Here is a 19,809-nt window from a genome sequence, read left to right as displayed (position 1 = left end):
ACATTCTAGGTGAAGGTTATGAACAGGCCACTTTAGAATTCCCGCCAGATACTGAAGGCACAGTAGTTGCCACACTGATCCGCAAAAAGACAGACCAGCCCACCTCTAAAGCTGTCCTCTATATTCACGGCTTTATTGATTATTTTTTCCAGACTGAAATGGCAGAGCGTTTTAATCAGCAAGGTTTTGATTTTTATGCGTTGGATTTACGTAAATATGGCCGCTCGCATCTGCCTCATCAAAAATATTATAACGTACGTGAAATTGCTGAATATGATGCAGAAATTACTCAAGCCTTAGACATTATTGGTGCAGAAGGCCATGATGCAGTACTGCTTTGTGGACATTCGACAGGTGGCCTCACCACAACACTTTATGCCGCCCATCATCCCGATCATCCTTTAATTAAAGCGCTTTGGGTGAATAGTCCCTTTTATGACTTTAATATGAATCCGATCAAGAAAAAACTGGGCCTGCCAAACTTAAGTCGCGTCGGTAAAATTTGCCCGGATTTAAAATTCCCCAGCGAATTGAACAAATGGTATGCAACCAGTTTGCACAGCAGTTTAAAGGGAGAATGGGATTTTAATCTGGAATGGAAACAAAAGACTTATCCGATGGTTCACTTGAGTTTTGTAAGGGCCATTTATGAAGCGCAAAAAGAAATTCATCAAGGGGTGAGCTTAAGTATTCCTGCTTTAGTCATGCATTCGCATCAAACCAAAAATCCGAAAAAATGGCATAAATATGCACAAACTAGTGATGTGATTCTGGATGTCAAACATATCGACAAATATGCCAGAAAAATGAAAGGCGATGTCACCATCAAAGAAATAAAAAATGGTTTACATGACTTGGTGCTGTCAGAAAAATCGGTGCGCGAAAATGTCTATCAACAGCTGTTTGAATGGTTAAAGCAGAAAGGTTTATAAAGATAATGACGTAATATTGGCCTTAATTATCTTTAAATTTTAGCAAGGTTTGATGCGCAGGATGCGTCTTGGGCATCAGTTCAATTAAACGTTCCACTGCATCAATTGCTTCTGGAAAATGCGCCACATGTTTCAGTAAAACATCGGTTTCGTTGGCCTTAAAAATAGCATCACTTAAACGGGATTCCAGACAATTGCGCCAGGCACATAAAAAAGGACTTTCCGTTTTTGCCAGAAAAACTCCGGTGCATAGTTTTAAGGCAGAATCGATATAACCGGCATCTAGAGATTGCTCGGTGAGTAAAAAATCAGCCTCGACATGTGCCAGTAAACGGTAAGGCCTGGATCCGAGCATACCGCCTAAAATATCGCGCAATTGTGACATTTCCGCTTTAAGTGTGCCGATGCTGACTTTGCGTTCACCATACAAAGCCTGATGTAAACTGTCCAAACTTAAGCCTTGCGGACATAGCGCCAAAATGGTCAAAATTTCAATTTGCCGCGGGGTGAGCACCAAGACTTTGCCATTAAACAACACTTGTGGCACGGAAAAAGCCCGGATAAACAAGCGCTGCTTTTGATATTCCAGTAATGCAGATTGAATAATCGAAGCACAGCGTTCAGCAGCAAGCAATCCCAAACTGTTGTGCTTTTGCCAAGTGGTGGATAGGTCAATGACGCCTAAAACCTGTTTTGAATAAGGATCAATAATCGGTGCGGCATAGCAGACCCAATCATGAATGGAGGACATGTAATGCTCATTGGAAAATACACAACTGGATTGTTGGGTTTTCAAGGATAAAGCCAGAGCATTGGTTCCGACTAGTTCCTCGCGCCACTGCCCGCCTTCAATAAAATGTACACTTTCCGCCGCACTTTGCATTTGTGGACTCGACGCTGTCCAGATAATGGTACTGCCAATATCTCCAACCGCCAGCACCATGGAAGATTGCTCTGCAATATGTTTTAAGTCTTGTGCACAATGCTGCAAAGCATGTTCCAAAGCACTGGGATAGGTTTCTTTTTGTAAATGAACTAAGGGCGCCGCTGCACGATCTTTGGGAATTTCAGCAGAAGTTGAGCGTTGCCAGGAACTGACAATACTTTGTCCCAACTGTTCCGCATGCAATGGAGAAAGACTGCTACTTTGCCTAAATTGCTCAATTTCATGTCTTTTTTGCATCAAACTTTGCTTATTCATCATTCCTTATTCTCGCAACAATTCATGACTTACATCCACTGTAATCGTTATTTTTAAGACTGTTTGGAAAGATTGTAAACCTTCTTGTCTCCAACCTTTCTCCAACCTTATTCCCTGTATGCTAATCAAATAATGTACAAAAGTACCTTATACCAAAGCTGTAGATGCGGTTTAAAACACTAAAATAAGCAAAGGAAAATTCATATGCGTTATGCCGATCCTAATCAAGATGGTTCAAAAGTTCAGTTTAAAGCCCAATATGAAAACTTTATTGGCGGTCAATGGGTCGCCCCGGTAAAGGGTGAATATTTTGACAATATTTCTCCTGTCGACGGTAAAGTATTTACCAAAGTTCCGCGCTCAAGTGTTGAAGATATTGAATTGGCACTCGATGCAGCGCATAAGGCCAAAGAACAATGGAATAAGTCCTCGCCGACCACCCGCTCGAATATGCTGTTAAAAATTGCCGACCGTTTAGAAGCCAATCTGGAGCTTTTGGCGGTGGCTGAAACCTGGGATAACGGCAAACCGATCCGCGAGACGCTGGCGGCAGATATTCCTTTGGCGATTGACCATTTCCGCTACTTTGCTGGCTGTATCCGCGCCCAGGAAGGCGGCATTTCAGAAATTGATGAAGACACCATTGCCTACCATTTTCATGAACCTTTAGGTGTAGTGGGACAAATTATTCCCTGGAACTTCCCTATTTTAATGGCGACCTGGAAATTGGCACCGGCATTGGCTGCGGGTAACTGTATTGTTTTAAAACCGGCTGAACAAACCCCGGTCAGTATTCTGGTTCTGGTTGAACTGATTCAGGACCTGATTCCTGAAGGTGTATTAAATATTGTCAATGGTTACGGAATTGAAGTGGGTCGTCCACTGGCAACCAATCCACGTATTGCCAAAATTGCCTTTACCGGTTCGACTTCAGTCGGCCAGCAAATCATGCAATATGCCACTGAAAACATTATTCCGGTCACGCTTGAATTAGGCGGTAAGTCACCGAACCTTTTCTTTGAAGATGTCATGGATCAAGATGATGATTATTTAGATAAAGCATTAGAAGGTTTTGTCATGTTTGCCCTTAATCAGGGGGAAATTTGTACCTGTCCTTCTCGTGCCTTGATTCAGGAAAGTATTGCCGATAAGTTCTTAGAGAAAGCGGTTGAACGGGTTAAGCGCATTAAAACTGGCCATCCGCTAGATACTGAAACCATGATTGGCGCTCAGGCATCACAAGAGCAGCAAGATAAAATCTTGGGCTGTATTGCCACAGGTCGTGCAGAAGGCGCTGAAATATTAACCGGTGGCGGTGAACGTTGTGAAGTGGGTCAAGGTTTCTACATTGAACCAACCATTTTCAAAGGCACCAATGACATGAGAACTTTCCAGGAAGAAATTTTTGGACCTGTACTTGCTGTTACCACCTTTAAAGACTTTGATGATGCGATCAAAATTGCCAACGACACTATTTATGGTTTAGGTGCCGGTGTCTGGTCTCGTTCGGCACATACCTCTTACCGTGCTGGTCGTGCCATTCAGGCCGGTCGTGTATGGACTAACTGTTATCACATCTATCCTGCGCATGCGGCATTCGGGGGTTATAAAAAATCCGGTATTGGACGTGAAAACCACAAGATGATGCTGGACCATTATCAACAAACCAAAAACCTGCTGGTGAGCTATTCAACCAAACCTGCTGGCTTCTTCTAAACATAAAACAATATAGCGCATAAAAAAGCGAACTTCGGTTCGCTTTTTTGTTTTAAATAGCAAAGAAGCAACGCAGAAATCTTCATTTTTCTCGATATTCAGGCTAAATTGCTCTTATTCCAAATACCTTAAAAAATAGCATGATGACTTTATCTCCAGATTTTCCAGACACCATTTATGCCATTCAACATCTTGCCTTTGAAGACTTGGGCGCACTAGAAGATGTGTTTTATCAACTTGGCTTTCGGGTGCGTTATTTTGAAGCGGGTATCGATGATTTAACCAAGGCTATGCAACATAAAGGCTTAACCATTATTTTAGGTGGCCCGATTGGTGTTTATGAAACGGATGATTATCCATTCTTACAACAAGAAATAGACTTACTCAAAGTACGTTTAGAGAATAATTTACCTACGCTGGGTATCTGTCTAGGTGCTCAACTGATTGCCCATGCTTTAGGTGCAAAAGTCTATGCAGGTCATGAAAAAGAAATTGGCTGGAGTAAACTCAGTCTTTCCAGTGCTGAAAATAACCCGCTTAACCCTTTAACGGATACTGCGGTATTACACTGGCATGGCGATACCTTTGATTTGCCTGAACAGGCTGAATTATTGGCCAGTTCAGAAATTTATCCGAATCAGGCTTTTTCAGTCGGTAAGAATATTCTGGCTTTGCAATTCCATATCGAGGTTGCAGCAGACAGCCTGGAAAAATGGTTAATCGGTCATACTTGTGAATTACGTAAAGCCAATATCAACATCCCTTCTTTACGGGCTGACAATGAAGCATATGCGGCTATCTTAGAAACACAGGCCCAAGCCGTATTACAAAGCTATCTGAAACAGATTGCCGCAATTTAATCACACTTTAAAATGAAACTACGGAAACAAAAAAGCACCATCAATGGTGCTTTTTTTTATAAGTTCATTCGTACTTATTTTTTCGCAGGAACAGATGCTTCAGTGGTGATATTCACAGTAATTTTATCACCCACATTTGGAACATAAGCGCCTATACCAAAGGCTGAACGGTTAAATGAAGTGGTTGCATTAAAACCAACCGTTTGCAATTTGGTCATTGGATGCACGCCCTGTTTATTTAAAACTGCATCTAGAACTACAGGTTTCGTTACACCTTTCACGGTTAAATCACCAGTGATTTTGTATTTGTTTTTACCTAAAGCCTGAACTTTAGTGCTTTTAAAAGTAATGTTCGGATATTTCGCAGCATCGAAAAATTCGGCTGTCTTAATATGGTCATCCAGTGCTTTTACATTGGTATTGATGCTTGATACTGGAATGTTAACATTTACTGATGAATTGGCAGGTTTTTCATTATCGACATTAATGGTACCTTGAATGTCAGAAAAGTTGGCAGAAGGTGTAGAAAAACCAAAGTGACTCCAAGAAAAAACTGTTGCGCTATGACCAGGATCAATTTGATAGGCAACCGGTTTTGCTACAGATAAAGTCGCCACTGATGCAACCGCCAGACCTAAAGTTATTGCTTTTAAATTCATGTGTTGTTATCTCGCTTTGGAATGGTTATTAGTGTATACCTTTCTTATTTTAATTCACTGATACAGATAAGACGATATGTTGCAAGAATAGAACAATCAAGACGTTATTAAGATAAATTTATGCAACGATATCACCTCAACTTTTAATATATTGATAATCTTAAAAATTATTTAAAAATCTAATTTCCAAATTTATGTATTTATAGCCTTTTTATTCATTACTTAATGATTTAATACAAAAATATACATTTTATCTTAATCATTATAAAAGCCTTGAAAACCGAGCGACTTATAACAGCTTATTGTAACTTGTCCAAATAATTAAAGCCCCAGTTGGGGCTTATAAAGACAGGTCATCTTTATAACTTTTCAACCAGAATTCGGTCTATCTGTTTCATCCCGGTATGCTTTTCATGATTTTTACGGCGAATTTTAATCACTTTATTTTCTTGCAAGTCTTGCAATAACAGCTCAACAGCCATCATGCTTTCTAGCGGTAAGTCTTGACCGATCCACTTCTGTTCGCCCGCATCCATCAGGACAATTTCATCATTAATCTGATCATAAAGGCTCATATTTTCCTCACTCTGGCAGCGTACTGCCCTTGATGCTGAATACTTCAATGAATGACTAAATTTTAAACCTTCATCTTTAATCATTCGTTGAAATATCGTTATTGTAAAAAATAAAAAGACGTCCCTGTACTGGGACGTCTTTTTAAACAGTTAACCGAAAGTGATTAAGCTGTAATTTCTTTCACTGCTGCAACCACTGCTTCAGTGGTAATACCGAAGAACTGGAACAGATCTTTTGCAGGTGCAGATTCACCATAAGTGGTCATGCCGATCACGCGACCGTCTAGACCAACAAATTTCCACCAGTAATCTACATGCGCCGCTTCTACCGCAACACGTGCACGAATATGAGATGGAAGAACGGCTTCACGGTAAGCTGCGTCCTGTTTCACAAATTCTTCAGCACATGGCATAGACACTACACGCACGCCTTCAAGCTGTGCATAAGCTTCCATTGCCAATGAAACTTCAGAACCAGTCGCAATGATGATTGCTTTCAATTCGCCTTTTTCTTCAGCCAATACATAACCACCTTTTGCTACGTCAGCAATTTGAGCTGCTGTACGAGTCTGGAATGGCAAGTTTTGACGAGAGAAGATCAACGCTGTTGGACCTTCTGAACGCATTAAAGCAGATTTCCAGGAAATTGCAGCTTCAACGGTGTCACATGGGCGCCAAGTATTTAAGTTTGGTGTACCGCGTAAAGAGGCAATTTGTTCAACTGGTTGATGTGTAGGACCATCTTCACCCAGACCGATTGAATCATGGGTATAGACATGAATCACACGTTGTTTCATCAGTGCAGACATACGTACTGCATTACGTGCATATTCCATGAACATCAGGAATGTTGCTACGTAAGGAATGAAACCACCATGAAGCGCAACACCGTTGGCAATTGCAGTCATACCAAATTCACGTACGCCATAGTGAACATAGTTACCGGCCGGATTGTCCTGAATGCCTTGCGCACCTTTCCATAAAGTCAGGTTTGAACCCGCCAAGTCAGCAGAACCGCCAAGCACTTCCGGTAAAGAAGGTACAAGTGCATGTAAAGTATTCTGGCTTGCTTTACGTGTAGCAATGGTTTCTGCTTTTGCATTTACTTCTGCAATATAAGCATCGGCTTTCGCTACGAAGTCAGCTGGAAGATCACCAGAAAGACGGCGTTTTAATTCAGCTGCTTCTGTTGGATATTTCGCTGCATAAGCGGTGAAAGTTTCATTCCATGCTGCTTCAGCTTGTGAACCTTTTTCTTTGGCATCCCAAGCTGCATATACATCAGCAGGAATTACAAATGCTTCGTCTGACCAGCCTAAAGCTTCACGAGTCAATACGATTTCGTCATTACCTAACGGCGCACCGTGGCAATCTTCTTTACCTTGTTTGTTTGGTGAACCCAAACCAATTACTGTTTTACAGATAATAAGCGTTGGTTTAGCAGTTTCAGCTTTAGCCTCTAAAGTTGCAGCACGTAAAGCATCGCTATCGTGACCATCAACTTTAATTACTTGCCAGCCATACGCATGGAACCGTTGTTCTGTATCGTCAGAGAACCAGCCTTCTACTTCACCGTCAATTGAGATGCCGTTGTCATCATAGTAAGCAATCAGTTTACCTAGACCCAAAGTACCCGCCAATGAACATGCTTCGTGAGAAACACCTTCCATTAAGCAACCATCCCCTAAGAAACAGTAAGTGAAATGGTCAACAACCTGAATATCATCTTTGTTGAATTGTGCAGCTAAAGTTTTCTCAGCAAGTGCAAAACCAACAGCATTGGCAATACCCTGACCCAATGGACCAGTTGTGGTTTCAATACCCGGTGCATAACCCAATTCAGGGTGACCTGGTGTTTTAGAATGCAACTGACGGAAAGATTTTAAATCTTCAATAGAAAGATCATAACCGGTCAAATGCAATAACGCATATTGCAACATAGAGCCATGGCCATTAGACAATACAAAACGGTCACGGTTCGCCCATTGCGGGTTTTGTGGGTTATGATTTAAAAATTCGCGCCAAACGACATCAGCGATGTCTGCCATCCCCATTGGAGCACCTGGATGTCCTGAATTTGCTTTTTGCACAGCATCCATTGCCAATACACGAATTGCGTTTGCAATACGACGTTCGTTAAGCGGGGTTGTCATAGGTCAGAGTCCAACTAAATCGTTTAAAGAAGATGATGAATAGGAAAATTCAAAGCTGGCTATATTGTCTTAAAAAAACAGCAAGGGGTAAAGCCTAATACTCAACATTTCACTATTTATTCGTGACTAGACATATTTAAATGCAGACAGCGTTCAATTTCACAGCATTTGCAGGTACTTAACTCAAGTGTAAATACCTTGACTTATTCAATTTAAAACTTATATATGACATTTTAACGATTATTCTGCTGCATTTTGGTTATTGAGTAGATCATTCAAAGTTATTCATCTTTCACATAATCATTTTTTTCTTGTTCTTTGACAAATTTTCAAGGCGATCTCAAGCTAAATTAAATTTTAACCCTGCCAAGCTATAAAGAAAGGTTTAAAAAGCTAAAAAATGAATTAAATTCACTTTAGATTTAACTAAATGAAAATTTTAATACTGGTTAACTTTAACTTTTCCCTCGCCTTTCCTTTATTCAATTTAATTGTATTAAACTTTGCGTAGTTCAAAGCTTGTTAAAAAACCTAATGTAAACATTTAATATTTATCATTTTTAAATTTATAAAACACTTTTATAAATATTTAGAATAATTTGCGGTCAAACCCAGAAATACTTTTCAAGCGTCGATTAAATATTTACTTAACAAAATTCCTGTTTGGCAAAATTGCAATTATCCAGCTCAATTTTGACTACTTATCAGCTTTTTAGATACGCATATCAATTAAAAAGTCGTTGAATTGAAATAAATTCATCCATTTTTATCGTCTAGAACTAGTCCAAAAGTCTAACTCGATGTAACATATTGCGTCTTTTGAATTAACTGTGATAGGACTTATGCGCGAGTACGCTGTATTTACCTCGGAATCTGTAAGCGAAGGCCATCCAGATAAAATGGCTGACCAAATCAGTGATGCTATTTTGGATGCAATCTTAAAAGAAGACCCATATGCCAGGGTTGCTTGTGAAACGCTTGTAAAAACAGGTGCTGTAGTACTTGCGGGTGAAATCACAACAACGGCTAATGTCGACTTCGAAGCTATTGTGCGTCAAACCGTAAATGGTATTGGTTATCACCATTCTGACCTCGGTTTTGATGGTTCAACCTGTGCCGTAATCAACATGATTGGTAAACAGTCTCCTGAAATTGCTCAGGGTGTTGACCGCCAAAAACCTGAAGATCAGGGCGCCGGCGACCAAGGCTTAATGTTTGGTTATGCCAGCCGTGAAACTGACGTGTTAATGCCAGCCCCAATTTCATATGCACACCGCTTAATGGAAAAACAGGCTGAGTTACGCCGTAATGGTGCGTTACCATGGTTACGTCCAGATGCGAAAAGTCAGGTCACTTTTGCCTATGAAAATGGTATGCCTGTTCGTTTAGATGCAGTGGTTCTTTCAACTCAACACGATCCTGAAATTTCACAAGCGAATCTTAAAGAAGCTGTGATTGAAGAAATCGTGAAGAAAATCATCCCTGCTGAAATGTTCCATGCAGACACCAAATTCCACATCAACCCAACCGGGATGTTTGTGATTGGCGGTCCTGTGGGTGACTGTGGTCTAACAGGCCGTAAAATCATTGTAGATACTTACGGTGGTATGGCTCGTCACGGTGGTGGTGCTTTCTCTGGTAAAGATCCATCAAAAGTGGACCGTTCAGCAGCTTATGCTGGCCGTTATGTTGCGAAAAACATTGTTGCTGCTGGTCTGGCAGATAAATGTGAAATCCAGGTATCTTATGCAATCGGTGTTGCAGAGCCAACCTCTATTTCAATCAATACATTTAATACTGCAAAAGTGCCGGAAGAATTCATTATTCAATTGGTTCGTGAGCACTTTGACTTGCGTCCATATGGCATTACCCGCATGTTGAACCTGATTCAACCGATGTATAAGCAAACTGCTGCTTATGGTCACTTTGGCCGTGAAGGTTCAGACACTGCATTTACCTGGGAAAAAACAGATAAGGTTAAAGCACTTAAAGCCTCTGCTGGACTGTAATTTTTTCATTAAAAAGCCCACATTTGTGGGCTTTTTTATATGATCAATCATTATTTGGTTTGTCCTCCCTGCTGTAGAACTTCTAATAATGACATTTGTATAGGGGTTTCCTGATGGTCCTGCAAATAAATATGGACTATTGCAAAAACCATGACTGCTGCTAGGCAGGTTAAAATACAAAAAATCCAGAAACCGTAAGGACTTTTTATATTATGTGAACCGCAATTTGTGCATTTTTTTTCGGTTGACTCCACAACCTTGTTACAACAGGCACAATGATATTGATATAACATAGCAATACTCCCACCATTTTTGTTTTTATTTTCTACCCTTTTAACTGATGAACTGGAGTCTCAATAAAATCTTAATCCAGTCTTTTTTTAGATACAAGCCTATTGATCAACCCGTCAAAACCACCCCAACAAAAATATTTTTAGCTATCACCTAAGGTATTAATTTTTAATGGAAGATACTCTTATCCAGTAACAACACTCAGAGATATTATTCGTAATACATGGGAAACCCATAACGATTAAATCTGTAGCTTTAAATTTATCTGCGCCCGCCGGCTCTTTTTTTAGTTAAAATAGCAGTGAATAACTTGGAGGATCAAATGGTTCAACTGATTAAAAAAGGCGGCTTACGCGAACGTGCTAACCGCAGTCGTAGCTATCAAGGTTCGGAAAATACTGAAGCAAGCCTGAAACCTAACCGTTATGTACAGCCACAAAAAAATGAGGAAGTCATAACTACTTCCCCATCTATACCCACGTCTGATGAAACGCCCTCAAACAACTAAAGCATGGCAAATGCGTCATACCACAACCAGATGGCAAAAATCAGAAATAATCCGCCTGAAATCATATCAATATAACTGCCAGAACGCTGATAGGCGGTTTTAATTTTTGGTATGGACAAAATCAGCATCAGTAAAGTAAATACCAAGAAGGTTTGTATTGGAATAATGATCGCCAGCTGGTTTTTTAAATGGCTGGAAGCTGAAGAACTTAAGGCCAGTGAAAAAACACTGCTGAAATAAATCAGTGTTTTAGGGTTAGAAAGATTGGTAAATAAACCCAGCAAAAAATGGTTTTTAGAATCAGATACAATGCCTTGTGGATCATGATTCAAACTGGTTTGCTGCTTCAGGGTTTTTAAACCTCCGCTCAACATAGCCCACCCCATACGGGCCAGAAATAATCCACCTACCAACATTAAAACCTGTTGAATCCACGGAAACTGTTGAATAAGTACAGTAAATCCCATCAGGGTCAGCACTACCCAAACCAGAATACCTACAGAAATACCCAGAATAATCTTGAGCGTATTGGTTCTTGAAGTTGAAGCCGAGCTTTTGGCAATCAGCAAAACATCCGGTCCCGGGCTAAGCTGTGCAACAAAATGCAGTGCACAAATGGTCAAAAGCAATGACATAGAAATAGGAGAAATTTTTAAAAGCAGTATTATATCGTTTGTTCAATTTTTTGCATGTACCAATTACCGGGTTCTGCCGACAAAAAGTCGAAACATAAAAAAAGCCGAATCATGATTCGGCTTTCAAAAAGATCAATAATTTATTTATTCACATCTTTCATTTCAATTTTTTTCGCATCAGGTGTTACTTCACGCGCTTCACCATCAATAATGCTGGAATCGTGGCGCTGTGAACCGCCTTGCTGCATGTCTTGCATTTGACGCATCATATCGGCAAATGGGTTTTGGCTCTGAGCATCACCGCCCATATTATTCATATTGCCCATCATGCCACCCATCATTTTATCTATCATGGCCTGCTGGCGTTTTGCCATGGTTTTCATCATGACATTTTTAAATGCATTCTGTACGCTGGGAATCAAGATTAACAATGCCAATACATCGCTGATCAAGCCCGGAATAAGCAGAAAAAAACCTGCCAGAATCTTAGGCAGATTATTGGTCAATGCAGGATCACCAGGCATTTGACCCATTTGCATTTGCTGCATTTGTGGCATCAAACCGGTTGCATATTTACGAATCAGGTTCATACCGATGAAAAAGGCAATTACAAACCAGAAAAATACGTACCACATGCTGCCAACGAGGTCACCCACGCCAATCCAGACAAAAACTTCCAGGATTAAGCCAACCAGTACAATAAGAAATAATTTCATGAAAATTAATCTAATCTCAATAAAATGAATAAAGTGTAGTCATTAACTGCTTAATCACTATCAAGCTTTTTTGCTACGCTTATGTAACAATATGGGCGATATTTTATTTTTAAAGGGTTTGCATGTCACTAATTATCGGTATTGACCCCGGTTCACGCTTAACAGGTTACGGCATCATCGAAAAAGATGGGCAAAAATTAACGTTTGTAGATGCAGGGACCATTCGTACCGAAACCCCGGAAATGCCTGAACGCTTGAAACGGATTTTTGCAGGTGTAGAACGGATTGTGAAATTTCATGGCCCGACCGAAGCCGCGGTTGAACAGGTATTCATGGCACAAAACCCGGACTCTGCTTTGAAATTGGGACAAGCCCGTGGTGCAGCCATTGCTGCTTTGGTGAATCTGGATTTACAAGTGGCTGAATATACTGCCCGCCAAATTAAACAGTCTGTGGTGGGTTATGGTGCCGCAGATAAAGAACAGGTTCAGATGATGGTGATGCGGATTTTAAATTTAAGCATTAAACCTCAGCAGGATGCCGCCGATGCTCTGGCTGCCGCCATTTGTCATGCACATGCTTCAGGCAGTATGAGCAAAATGGCCGTATTGAATGCGCTGGGTGGTATGGCACGAGGCCGTAGCCGTTACACTGTTCGAAGACGTTAAACCTAGTAAAGATATATCAAATAATTTAAAGATAAGGGGCAAAATCTTTGCGCATTTCCTTGATTGAGGGTTGCTTGCTATAAGTAAAGGTGACCCTGCGCCCAAAGGTCCTTATATTCTTTTTCTGATTCGGATCAATTCGGATAAAAATCAGTTCATCTGGCTCATTACGATGGTTGATTTCACAAATCATAATGATTTGATTCTTTTCAATCACTTTATATTGAGGAAATTCTTTTTGCACAATCTCTTTCAATGATTTTTGAGAAGAACTCCCCTCTGCCCGTTGGGTATAGATCACCAGAAGAATACACACCACGACGACAATGGCGACGACCAGATATTTTTCCATGCTGTGCTCCTCAATTATTTTTATTCTGAAACTTACAATTAATCTGCTATTTCAAATATTCTAAAATCGTGCTTTTGATCAAGTTCAATCTGGACAATTCGGGAAACTGTTGCACGTGCGGGACCAGCATGACTACGCTCAATCATGTTTTGAACCAGATCTGCCGGCCCTGCAATTACAGCTTCAACTTCCCCACTTGGCAAATTTCTCACATAGCCTTTGAGTTCCAGTTCTAAAGCCTGCTGTTCAAACCAGCGCCGATAACCCACACCCTGAACCTTGCCCTGAATAATGAGTTTAATCGCCTTATTCATTTGTTATTTCCCTGATTCACCACATGATAAAGCGCTGCATTCATATGATGAGCCTGTAAACCGCGCATGCCTTGCTCCGCCAGCCAATCTCCCGCCAAAGCATGTAAGGTTACAATTTCATGCAGCTGTATTTGCCCGGCAAATTGCGCCTTTAAACTGGCAGTCATACCCGCCAAAACATCTCCCATACCACCAGTTCCCATACCGGCATTGCCTGCGGTACAAATCCAGAGTTGATCTTGCAGAATCAAACTACCAGAACCTTTCAGTACCCATTGTCCGGCATATTTTTCCTGAAGTTGATGAATGGCTGCAATCCGGTCAGCTTCAATTTCTTTTACCGTACAAGCTAACAATTTTGCTGCTTCACCCGGATGAGGTGTGGCATAGCTATCTGCTTTTAATGTTTCAGGATGTTCGGCTAAAAACCACAGTGCATCAGCATCTAGCACCACCTGTAAATGTTTAGCGACATTGATCTTGGGGAACCATTTAAAATATTGCTGTTCTGACCAGCTATCCCGTCCCAGCCCCATACCCAAACTGACACTATCAACATGATCTAGGAGTTGCTGAATCTCGGCTTTGGTCAAGGCATTGATGTCACGCAGCATAATATTGGGTGAACGCGCCAATATCGCAGTGTGATGCTTTTCATGACAGACAATGGTGACTTTGCCTGCACCTGCACTAAAAGCAGATTCCGCCGCCATCATCACCGCCCCGCCCATATCCGGATGACCGCCCACCACCAGCACATGACCATAACTACCCTTATGACCAAAAGCCTCACGCTGCGGCAGTGAAATCGAAGTGGGTGAAAGCTGGGCAAGCGGTTTGAGTTCTGTATCTACAGGAATCAGGGAATTCACTTCAACCTGCCCTGCAAACTCTTTGCCTTGACCGGTAAACAGCCCAGCTTTTAAACCCAGAGCGGAAAAAGTGTAATCTGCCTTGATGGCACAAGGTAAGGGCTGACCGCTATTGGCCTGTAAACCACTAGGTATATCTACGGCGATTTTCAGGCCTGTTTGAACGTTGATATTTTTAATAATCTGTTGCCAGTCAGCATCCAGTTCCCGGTTTAAGCCAATACCAAACAGGGCATCGACATAACAGTCATATGTTTTTTGAAATGCAAACCCTGCATAGATGTTGATTTCTGCATCTACCGCTTCTTGATGGGCGCTGTGTAAATCTTTAGAGACACCTAATTCAGCTGCGTAAATTTCCACATTAAAACCATATTGTTTTAAATATTTGGCAGTGAGATAACCATCTCCGGCATTATTGCCCTGACCACAACAGAGCGCAATATTTTGGATTTTGTGTTGCTGAAAAATGGGAACCAAGCGCTGCGCAATCATCCAGGCCGCTTGCTGCATTAAGGCATAAGAGCTGTTTTGCTGGGCAAACCAGCGTTGTTCCCATGCTTGTACTTCACGGCTATGATAAACTTGCTGAGGCATTATTCTTCCCTTTTTATATCATTATGGCTTCTTCCACATTGTCACAAAAAATTCCTTTAGATCAATATGATCCTGAAGCGCTGAAAGCGTGGATTAAAGTGCAAGCTTTAGAACTTGGCTTCAGTGATTGTGTCATTGCCAAACCGGATGCTCAAGAAGAATTGCCACGTTTTCAGGAATATTTAAAACGTGGCTACCACGGTGACATGAAATTTCTGCAAGAAAATCTGGAAAAACGTGCCAATCCCGCTTTGCTGGTGCCGGGAACCAAAAGCATTATCTGTGTACGCATGAATTATCTGGTGGAAACACCCAAACCACGTTATGTACCGGATGAACCGAATGCCGCCATCATTGCACGTTATGCCCGCGGCCGTGATTACCATAAAACCATGCGCGGTCGCTTAAAGACCCTCGCGACGAAAATCCGGGAAAAGGTTGGAGATTTTGAATCCCGCCCCTTTGCGGATTCTGCGCCAATCTTTGAAAAGTCTCTGGCTGAAAATGCCGGCATGGGCTGGACCGGAAAACATACCCTGCTCATTCATAAAAAATCAGGATCATTTTTCGTTTTGGGCGAACTGTTTACCTCTCTTGATTTGCCTTTTGATGGTCCTACAAGCAAGCACTGCGGCTCGTGTACAGCTTGTATGGATATTTGCCCAACCCGTGCCATTGTTGAACCTTATATGCTGGATGCACGTAAATGTATTGCTTACCTGACCATTGAGTATCAAGGCATCATTCCTGAAGAATTGCGCCGTGGGATTGGTAATCGTGTATTTGGCTGTGATGATTGCCAGCTGATTTGTCCCTGGAACAGTTTTGCCAAGAAAACCACCATTGAAGATTTTAATCCGCGACATGGTCTGGATCAGGTGAGTTTACTGGATTTATGGCATTGGGATGAACCGACCTTTTTAGCCAATACTGAAGGCAGCCCACTACGGCGTACCGGTTACCAAAGCTTTATGCGTAATATCGCGATTGGTCTGGGCAATGCGCCTTTTTCGACAGAAATTATTGAAACTTTAAGACAGTCTCGCGACCAGCATGATGAGATTGTGCAAGTCCATATTGATTGGGCGATTCGCGAGCAACTGGCTAAATCCAGTTGATTTTTAGGTCAAAATTAACAGTACATGGTCTATTTTTGATTTTCCAGATCATGACAAAGTTTTGCTTTTAGAAAAAATATAACCCCAAGATCAGTACAACTTTTATAAGATCCCAAAAAAACTTTGCAAGGATATTTGCAAGAAAAAGGTCCAGTTTGTAACTAAATCTACAATCTTAGATTTATAATAAATAACCAAAATTAATCGTTAGATACTATGAGCTTTGGTCATTTATGCCTTTGGATTTGGCATAAATTATGTATGATAAAAGCCAATAACGAAGATGATTATGGAATTTCACTAATGAATGTACGTAATGACTGGACACGAGAAGAAATTCAGGATTTATACAACCAGCCTTTTTTAGATTTGATTTTTGAAGCACAGCGTATTCATCGTGAACATTTTGCTGCCAATACCATTCAGGTCAGCACCCTGCTTTCCATCAAAACCGGAAAATGCCCGGAAGATTGTAAATACTGCTCGCAGTCAGCACATTATGACTCCAAACTGGAAGCCGAAAAACGTATTGCTGTCGATAAAGTGATTCAGGAAGCCAAAGAAGCGCTTGCTTCGGGTTCATCACGCTTCTGTATGGGCGCCGCATGGCGTAATCCGCATGAACGCGATATGCCGTATGTGCTGGAAATGGTGCGTGAAGTGAAGTCACTAGGACTAGAAACCTGCATGACGTTAGGCATGCTTAATCAGTCTCAGGCAGAACGTTTAAAAGATGCCGGTCTCGACTACTACAACCATAATCTGGATACCTCACGCGAATACTATTCCAATGTGATCAGTACCCGTACTTTTGATGACCGTTTAAATACGCTGGATTTTGTCCGTCAAGCCGGCATGAAAGTATGTAGTGGTGGAATTGTCGGCTTAGGTGAAAGCAGTCAAGACCGGATTGGTTTATTGCATGAGTTAGCGACTCTAGCCATTCACCCTGAATCTGTACCGATCAATATGCTGGTACCAATTGAAGGCACGCCGCTTGCTGATGTTGAAAAACTGGACATTACTGAATGGATTCGTACCATTGCGGTTGCCCGAATTATTATGCCTAAAAGTTATATTCGCCTGTCTGCAGGTCGCGAATCTTTATCTGATGCTGACCAGGCACTGGCTTTTATGGCAGGTGCTAACTCGCTTTTCTCTGGCGAGAAACTGCTTACCACCCCAAATGCCGGTGAAGGTAAGGATAAACAGTTATTTGACAAATTGGGTTTAATTGCAGAAAAAGCCAAACCAACGATCAAAGAACTCTCGGTCGATGCCATGGCGAGTTAAACCGAGTAGTAAATAAAAAAGCCCATATTGGGCTTTTTTATTTAGAGAGAAGTAATCAAAAGACCATAACGCGCATTTAAATAATTTCCTTTACGAATAATATCTGCGCCATTAGCGTGATAAACCACCAGCTCTTGAGTCAAAGTGTCATAACTGAACGAATCAAAACAATCCTGATGGTGGCTTAACCAGACCAAAGTGTCGGCTAATTGATCAGTTACAATGTAAGTATCGGCAGTAAAATCAATGTTCATAAGTTAAATTTCAAGCCATTTTGAATGCATATTGTAACATTTTTGACCTTTTTGTAATTTTTTTTGTAAATTTACAAAAAAAATTTAAGCGATTATTTAGCCTCAATATTTTAGATCTTTTACTTTAGAATAAAATTAAATGTCTATTTTAATTTAGTTATTATTCATTCAATAAGTTTTGTTTTTTTCATTTTTTTTGCCCTCCCGGCCTTCAATCTTGTTTTGCATTTTTTTTATTTTATGTGAACCAGTTTACATTTTTTATTTTTAAGAATAATCTTTGCTCTACCAAGTTGATCAACAAAAAAAACTTCTTCCGACAGAGTTAACACCATGAAAAAAATCGCATTAATCGCTGCTGTTCCTGTACTTGCTATCGCTAACGCTAACGCTAACGCTGCTGACGGTACCATCACTATCAATGGCCTGGTTACAGATAAAACTTGTAATATTGTAAATAATGGCGGCAAAGACTTTACGGTGACTTTACCGACAGTTTCAAAACAGTCATTGGCAAATGCGGGTCAAGTTGCAGGTCGTACACCGTTTACCATTAAACTTGCGAACTGCTCTGAAGGCAAGGTTGCCACTTATTTTGAACCTGGCACAACCGTTGATGTCAACTCTGGCCGTTTAAAAAACCAAGATGCAACAGGTGCACAGAACGTACAAATCCAATTATTAGGTTCTAACAGCCAGTTTCTTCCAATCACTACGGCTGGTGCAAATGGTGCTCAAGCGAACTCCCAATGGGTTGACGTAGCGAAAGGTGGCAGTGCAGACTTGAACTACTATAGCGAATACTATGCTACTGGTGCTTCTACTGCTGGTAAAGTTACAACTTCTGTTCAATATACAATCATTTACCAATAAGTACTGGTTCAATTCCTGAGTTAAGTTGAATATTCAACTTAACTCTTTTGTTTTTCACTGGGTGGCTTTAATGATTAATCAATTATCTTTTTGGAAAAAATGCGTTCTTGCTGCTGTACTCCCTATCAGCGCTGCCCATGCAGAAATTATCATTCATGGCACACGTGTTATTTACCCTTCAGATGCCAGAGAAATCACCTTACAAGTGAGTAACAGTGGGGAAAAGCCTTCGCTGGTTCAAGCCTGGATTGATAATGGCGATGCCCAAAGCACGCCCGATCAAAGCAAAGTTCCGTTTATGATTACCCCGCCTATTTCTCGTGTCGATCCGAATAAAGGACAATCGCTCAGAATTACAGCATTACCGAATGCGGCGCAGTTGAATCAAACCCAGGAAACCCTGTACTGGTTAAATGTTTTAGACATTCCACCAAAACCGACCAGCAAAAACCAAAAAGCTGAAGATAGCGATAACTTTTTACAGTTGGCGATTCGTTCACGAATTAAATTCTTTTATCGTCCTGCAGGAATGAAAGAAAATGCTGAACAGGCACCGACAAAGCTACAATGGAAGATTCAGGCCAATACCCTTGAAGTGAAGAATCCCACGCCTTTTCATATTACCTTGACCTCTGTTTTGCAACAGCAAGGTGCACAGCGTATTGAAACGCTTCCTGAAGGACTCGTGTTGAAACCTTTTAGTAGCGAAAAAATAGTCTTAAAAACCACCAATACTGAAAAAATGACTTTTACCACCATCAATGACTTTGGTGGCCGTGTAGAGCACAACATTAAACTTTAATCAAGTATTCAAAAGTTTGCTGGATATCCCTGCATTTACAGGCAGAAATTATGTATAAACAACACCATATCTTCAACTGGCAGCGTATTCGATGTTATGTTGCGTATGGTGTATTGACGTTATGCATTCCTGTATCCACGCATGCTTTGGAAGATGTAAACTCCACCAATCAAGAAGCTGAGTTCGATACCACTTTCCTGATTGGTGAGGCTAAAAAAATTGATATTGACCGCTTTAAATATGGCAATCCTATTCTCGCGGGTGAATACAGTGTCGATATTTATGTGAATGGCAACTGGTTTGGCAAACGCCATCTGGTGTTTAAATCAAGCGACAGTAAAGAAAATGCCTTTACCTGCTTTACCGCAGCAAAACTGCTGGAATTTGGGGTAAAACAGGAAGTACTGCAAC

At 41.0% G+C, this 19,809-nt stretch carries 22 protein-coding genes; 11 read left to right on the top strand and 11 right to left on the bottom strand.

Features of this window, described 5'->3' with window-relative positions:
- Positions 1-2: 2 nt before the first annotated feature.
- On the top strand, positions 3-932 hold the full coding sequence (locus B2Y23_RS03180; protein WP_291368974.1) for an alpha/beta hydrolase: 930 nt from the start codon (positions 3-5) through the stop codon (positions 930-932).
- Positions 933-954: 22 nt separating this feature from the next.
- Here B2Y23_RS03180 and B2Y23_RS03175 read toward each other — a convergent pair whose 3' ends face one another.
- Positions 955-2,136 (bottom strand): helix-turn-helix domain-containing protein, encoded by a 1,182-nt coding sequence (locus B2Y23_RS03175; RefSeq protein WP_291353769.1) that lies wholly within the window; start codon positions 2,134-2,136, stop codon positions 955-957.
- Between the two features lie 201 nt (positions 2,137-2,337).
- Here B2Y23_RS03175 and B2Y23_RS03170 point away from each other — a divergent pair, with 201 nt between their 5' ends.
- On the top strand, positions 2,338-3,849 hold the full coding sequence (locus B2Y23_RS03170; protein ID WP_291368972.1) for an aldehyde dehydrogenase family protein: 1,512 nt from the start codon (positions 2,338-2,340) through the stop codon (positions 3,847-3,849).
- Between the two features lie 143 nt (positions 3,850-3,992).
- Positions 3,993-4,709 (top strand): glutamine amidotransferase, encoded by a 717-nt coding sequence (locus B2Y23_RS03165; RefSeq protein WP_409514833.1) that lies wholly within the window; start codon positions 3,993-3,995, stop codon positions 4,707-4,709.
- Positions 4,710-4,783: 74 nt separating this feature from the next.
- Here B2Y23_RS03165 and B2Y23_RS03160 read toward each other — a convergent pair whose 3' ends face one another.
- The 3 genes from B2Y23_RS03160 to tkt all read right to left on the bottom strand — a co-directional run bounded on the left by B2Y23_RS03160 (position 4,784) and on the right by tkt (position 8,096).
- Entirely contained in the window at positions 4,784-5,368 is a 585-nt protein-coding gene (locus tag B2Y23_RS03160; protein ID WP_291353946.1) for a YceI family protein, read from the bottom strand.
- Between the two features lie 359 nt (positions 5,369-5,727).
- Complete coding sequence (locus B2Y23_RS03155) at positions 5,728-5,943, bottom strand: hypothetical protein (protein WP_291368968.1); 216 nt, start codon at positions 5,941-5,943, stop codon at positions 5,728-5,730.
- A gap of 164 nt (positions 5,944-6,107) precedes the next feature.
- A complete protein-coding gene (gene tkt / locus B2Y23_RS03150; protein WP_291368966.1) occupies positions 6,108-8,096 on the bottom strand; it encodes a transketolase in 1,989 nt (662 codons plus the stop codon).
- A gap of 842 nt (positions 8,097-8,938) precedes the next feature.
- Here tkt and metK point away from each other — a divergent pair.
- The gene (gene metK, locus B2Y23_RS03145; RefSeq protein WP_291353952.1) at positions 8,939-10,105 is read left to right on the top strand and encodes a methionine adenosyltransferase; all 1,167 of its coding nucleotides are present in this window, start codon (positions 8,939-8,941) and stop codon (positions 10,103-10,105) included.
- Between the two features lie 50 nt (positions 10,106-10,155).
- Here metK and B2Y23_RS03140 read toward each other — a convergent pair whose 3' ends face one another.
- Positions 10,156-10,398, bottom strand: coding sequence for a hypothetical protein (locus B2Y23_RS03140; RefSeq protein ID WP_291353954.1), 243 nt, complete (start codon positions 10,396-10,398; stop codon positions 10,156-10,158).
- Positions 10,399-10,718: 320 nt separating this feature from the next.
- On the opposite strand from B2Y23_RS03140, the gene B2Y23_RS03135 reads away from it, so the two are divergent.
- Entirely contained in the window at positions 10,719-10,904 is a 186-nt protein-coding gene (locus B2Y23_RS03135) for a hypothetical protein (protein WP_291353956.1), read from the top strand.
- On the opposite strand, the gene B2Y23_RS03130 is transcribed toward B2Y23_RS03135, so the two are convergent.
- Both B2Y23_RS03130 and B2Y23_RS03125 read right to left on the bottom strand, forming a co-directional pair.
- The gene (locus B2Y23_RS03130; protein ID WP_291353958.1) at positions 10,901-11,539 is read right to left on the bottom strand and encodes a LysE family transporter; all 639 of its coding nucleotides are present in this window, start codon (positions 11,537-11,539) and stop codon (positions 10,901-10,903) included. The two genes, B2Y23_RS03135 and B2Y23_RS03130, sit on opposite strands and share 4 nt — an antisense overlap.
- A gap of 140 nt (positions 11,540-11,679) precedes the next feature.
- A complete protein-coding gene (locus B2Y23_RS03125) occupies positions 11,680-12,255 on the bottom strand; it encodes an FxsA family protein (RefSeq protein ID WP_291353960.1) in 576 nt (191 codons plus the stop codon).
- 122 nt (positions 12,256-12,377) lie between these two features.
- On the opposite strand from B2Y23_RS03125, the gene ruvC reads away from it, so the two are divergent.
- Positions 12,378-12,923: a crossover junction endodeoxyribonuclease RuvC gene (gene ruvC, locus B2Y23_RS03120; protein WP_291353962.1), complete on the top strand. Its 546-nt coding sequence runs from the start codon at positions 12,378-12,380 to the stop codon at positions 12,921-12,923.
- 25 nt (positions 12,924-12,948) lie between these two features.
- On the opposite strand, the gene B2Y23_RS03115 is transcribed toward ruvC, so the two are convergent.
- From B2Y23_RS03115 to B2Y23_RS03105, 3 genes are read right to left on the bottom strand one after another with little or no spacing between them, the layout of a single operon-like run.
- Positions 12,949-13,275 carry a hypothetical protein gene (locus B2Y23_RS03115; RefSeq protein ID WP_291353964.1) on the bottom strand — a complete coding sequence of 109 codons (327 nt, stop codon included), beginning with the start codon at positions 13,273-13,275 and terminating at the stop codon, positions 12,949-12,951.
- 38 nt (positions 13,276-13,313) lie between these two features.
- Complete coding sequence (locus B2Y23_RS03110; protein WP_291353966.1) at positions 13,314-13,589, bottom strand: acylphosphatase; 276 nt, start codon at positions 13,587-13,589, stop codon at positions 13,314-13,316.
- The gene (locus B2Y23_RS03105) at positions 13,586-15,058 is read right to left on the bottom strand and encodes an NAD(P)H-hydrate dehydratase (RefSeq protein WP_291368964.1); all 1,473 of its coding nucleotides are present in this window, start codon (positions 15,056-15,058) and stop codon (positions 13,586-13,588) included. Before B2Y23_RS03105 ends, B2Y23_RS03110 begins: the two co-directional genes overlap by 4 nt.
- A 23-nt stretch (positions 15,059-15,081) precedes the next feature.
- Here B2Y23_RS03105 and queG point away from each other — a divergent pair, with 23 nt between their 5' ends.
- Together queG and bioB are read left to right on the top strand one after the other, a co-directional pair.
- A complete protein-coding gene (gene queG / locus B2Y23_RS03100) occupies positions 15,082-16,176 on the top strand; it encodes a tRNA epoxyqueuosine(34) reductase QueG (RefSeq protein WP_291368977.1) in 1,095 nt (364 codons plus the stop codon).
- A 303-nt stretch (positions 16,177-16,479) separates the two neighbouring features.
- Positions 16,480-17,469 (top strand): biotin synthase BioB, encoded by a 990-nt coding sequence (gene bioB, locus B2Y23_RS03095; RefSeq protein ID WP_291353970.1) that lies wholly within the window; start codon positions 16,480-16,482, stop codon positions 17,467-17,469.
- A 41-nt stretch (positions 17,470-17,510) separates the two neighbouring features.
- Here the strand turns inward: bioB and B2Y23_RS03090 are convergent, their stop codons facing one another.
- A complete protein-coding gene (locus B2Y23_RS03090; RefSeq protein WP_291368962.1) occupies positions 17,511-17,723 on the bottom strand; it encodes a hypothetical protein in 213 nt (70 codons plus the stop codon).
- A 333-nt stretch (positions 17,724-18,056) separates the two neighbouring features.
- Between B2Y23_RS03090 and B2Y23_RS03085 the strand changes: the two genes are divergently transcribed.
- The 3 genes from B2Y23_RS03085 to B2Y23_RS03075 all read left to right on the top strand — a co-directional run.
- On the top strand, positions 18,057-18,596 hold the full coding sequence (locus B2Y23_RS03085; protein WP_291368960.1) for a fimbrial protein: 540 nt from the start codon (positions 18,057-18,059) through the stop codon (positions 18,594-18,596).
- Positions 18,597-18,666: 70 nt separating this feature from the next.
- The gene (locus B2Y23_RS03080; RefSeq protein ID WP_291353976.1) at positions 18,667-19,398 is read left to right on the top strand and encodes a fimbrial biogenesis chaperone; all 732 of its coding nucleotides are present in this window, start codon (positions 18,667-18,669) and stop codon (positions 19,396-19,398) included.
- Between the two features lie 50 nt (positions 19,399-19,448).
- On the top strand, positions 19,449-19,809 hold a 361-nt coding region (locus tag B2Y23_RS03075; RefSeq protein ID WP_291368959.1), incomplete at its 3' end, for a FimD/PapC N-terminal domain-containing protein.

The sequence above is a fragment of the Acinetobacter sp. UBA5934 genome, assembly GCF_002430855.1.
GTDB lineage: Bacteria > Pseudomonadota > Gammaproteobacteria > Pseudomonadales > Moraxellaceae > Acinetobacter.
This window is presented reverse-complemented; position numbering and strand designations above follow the sequence as displayed.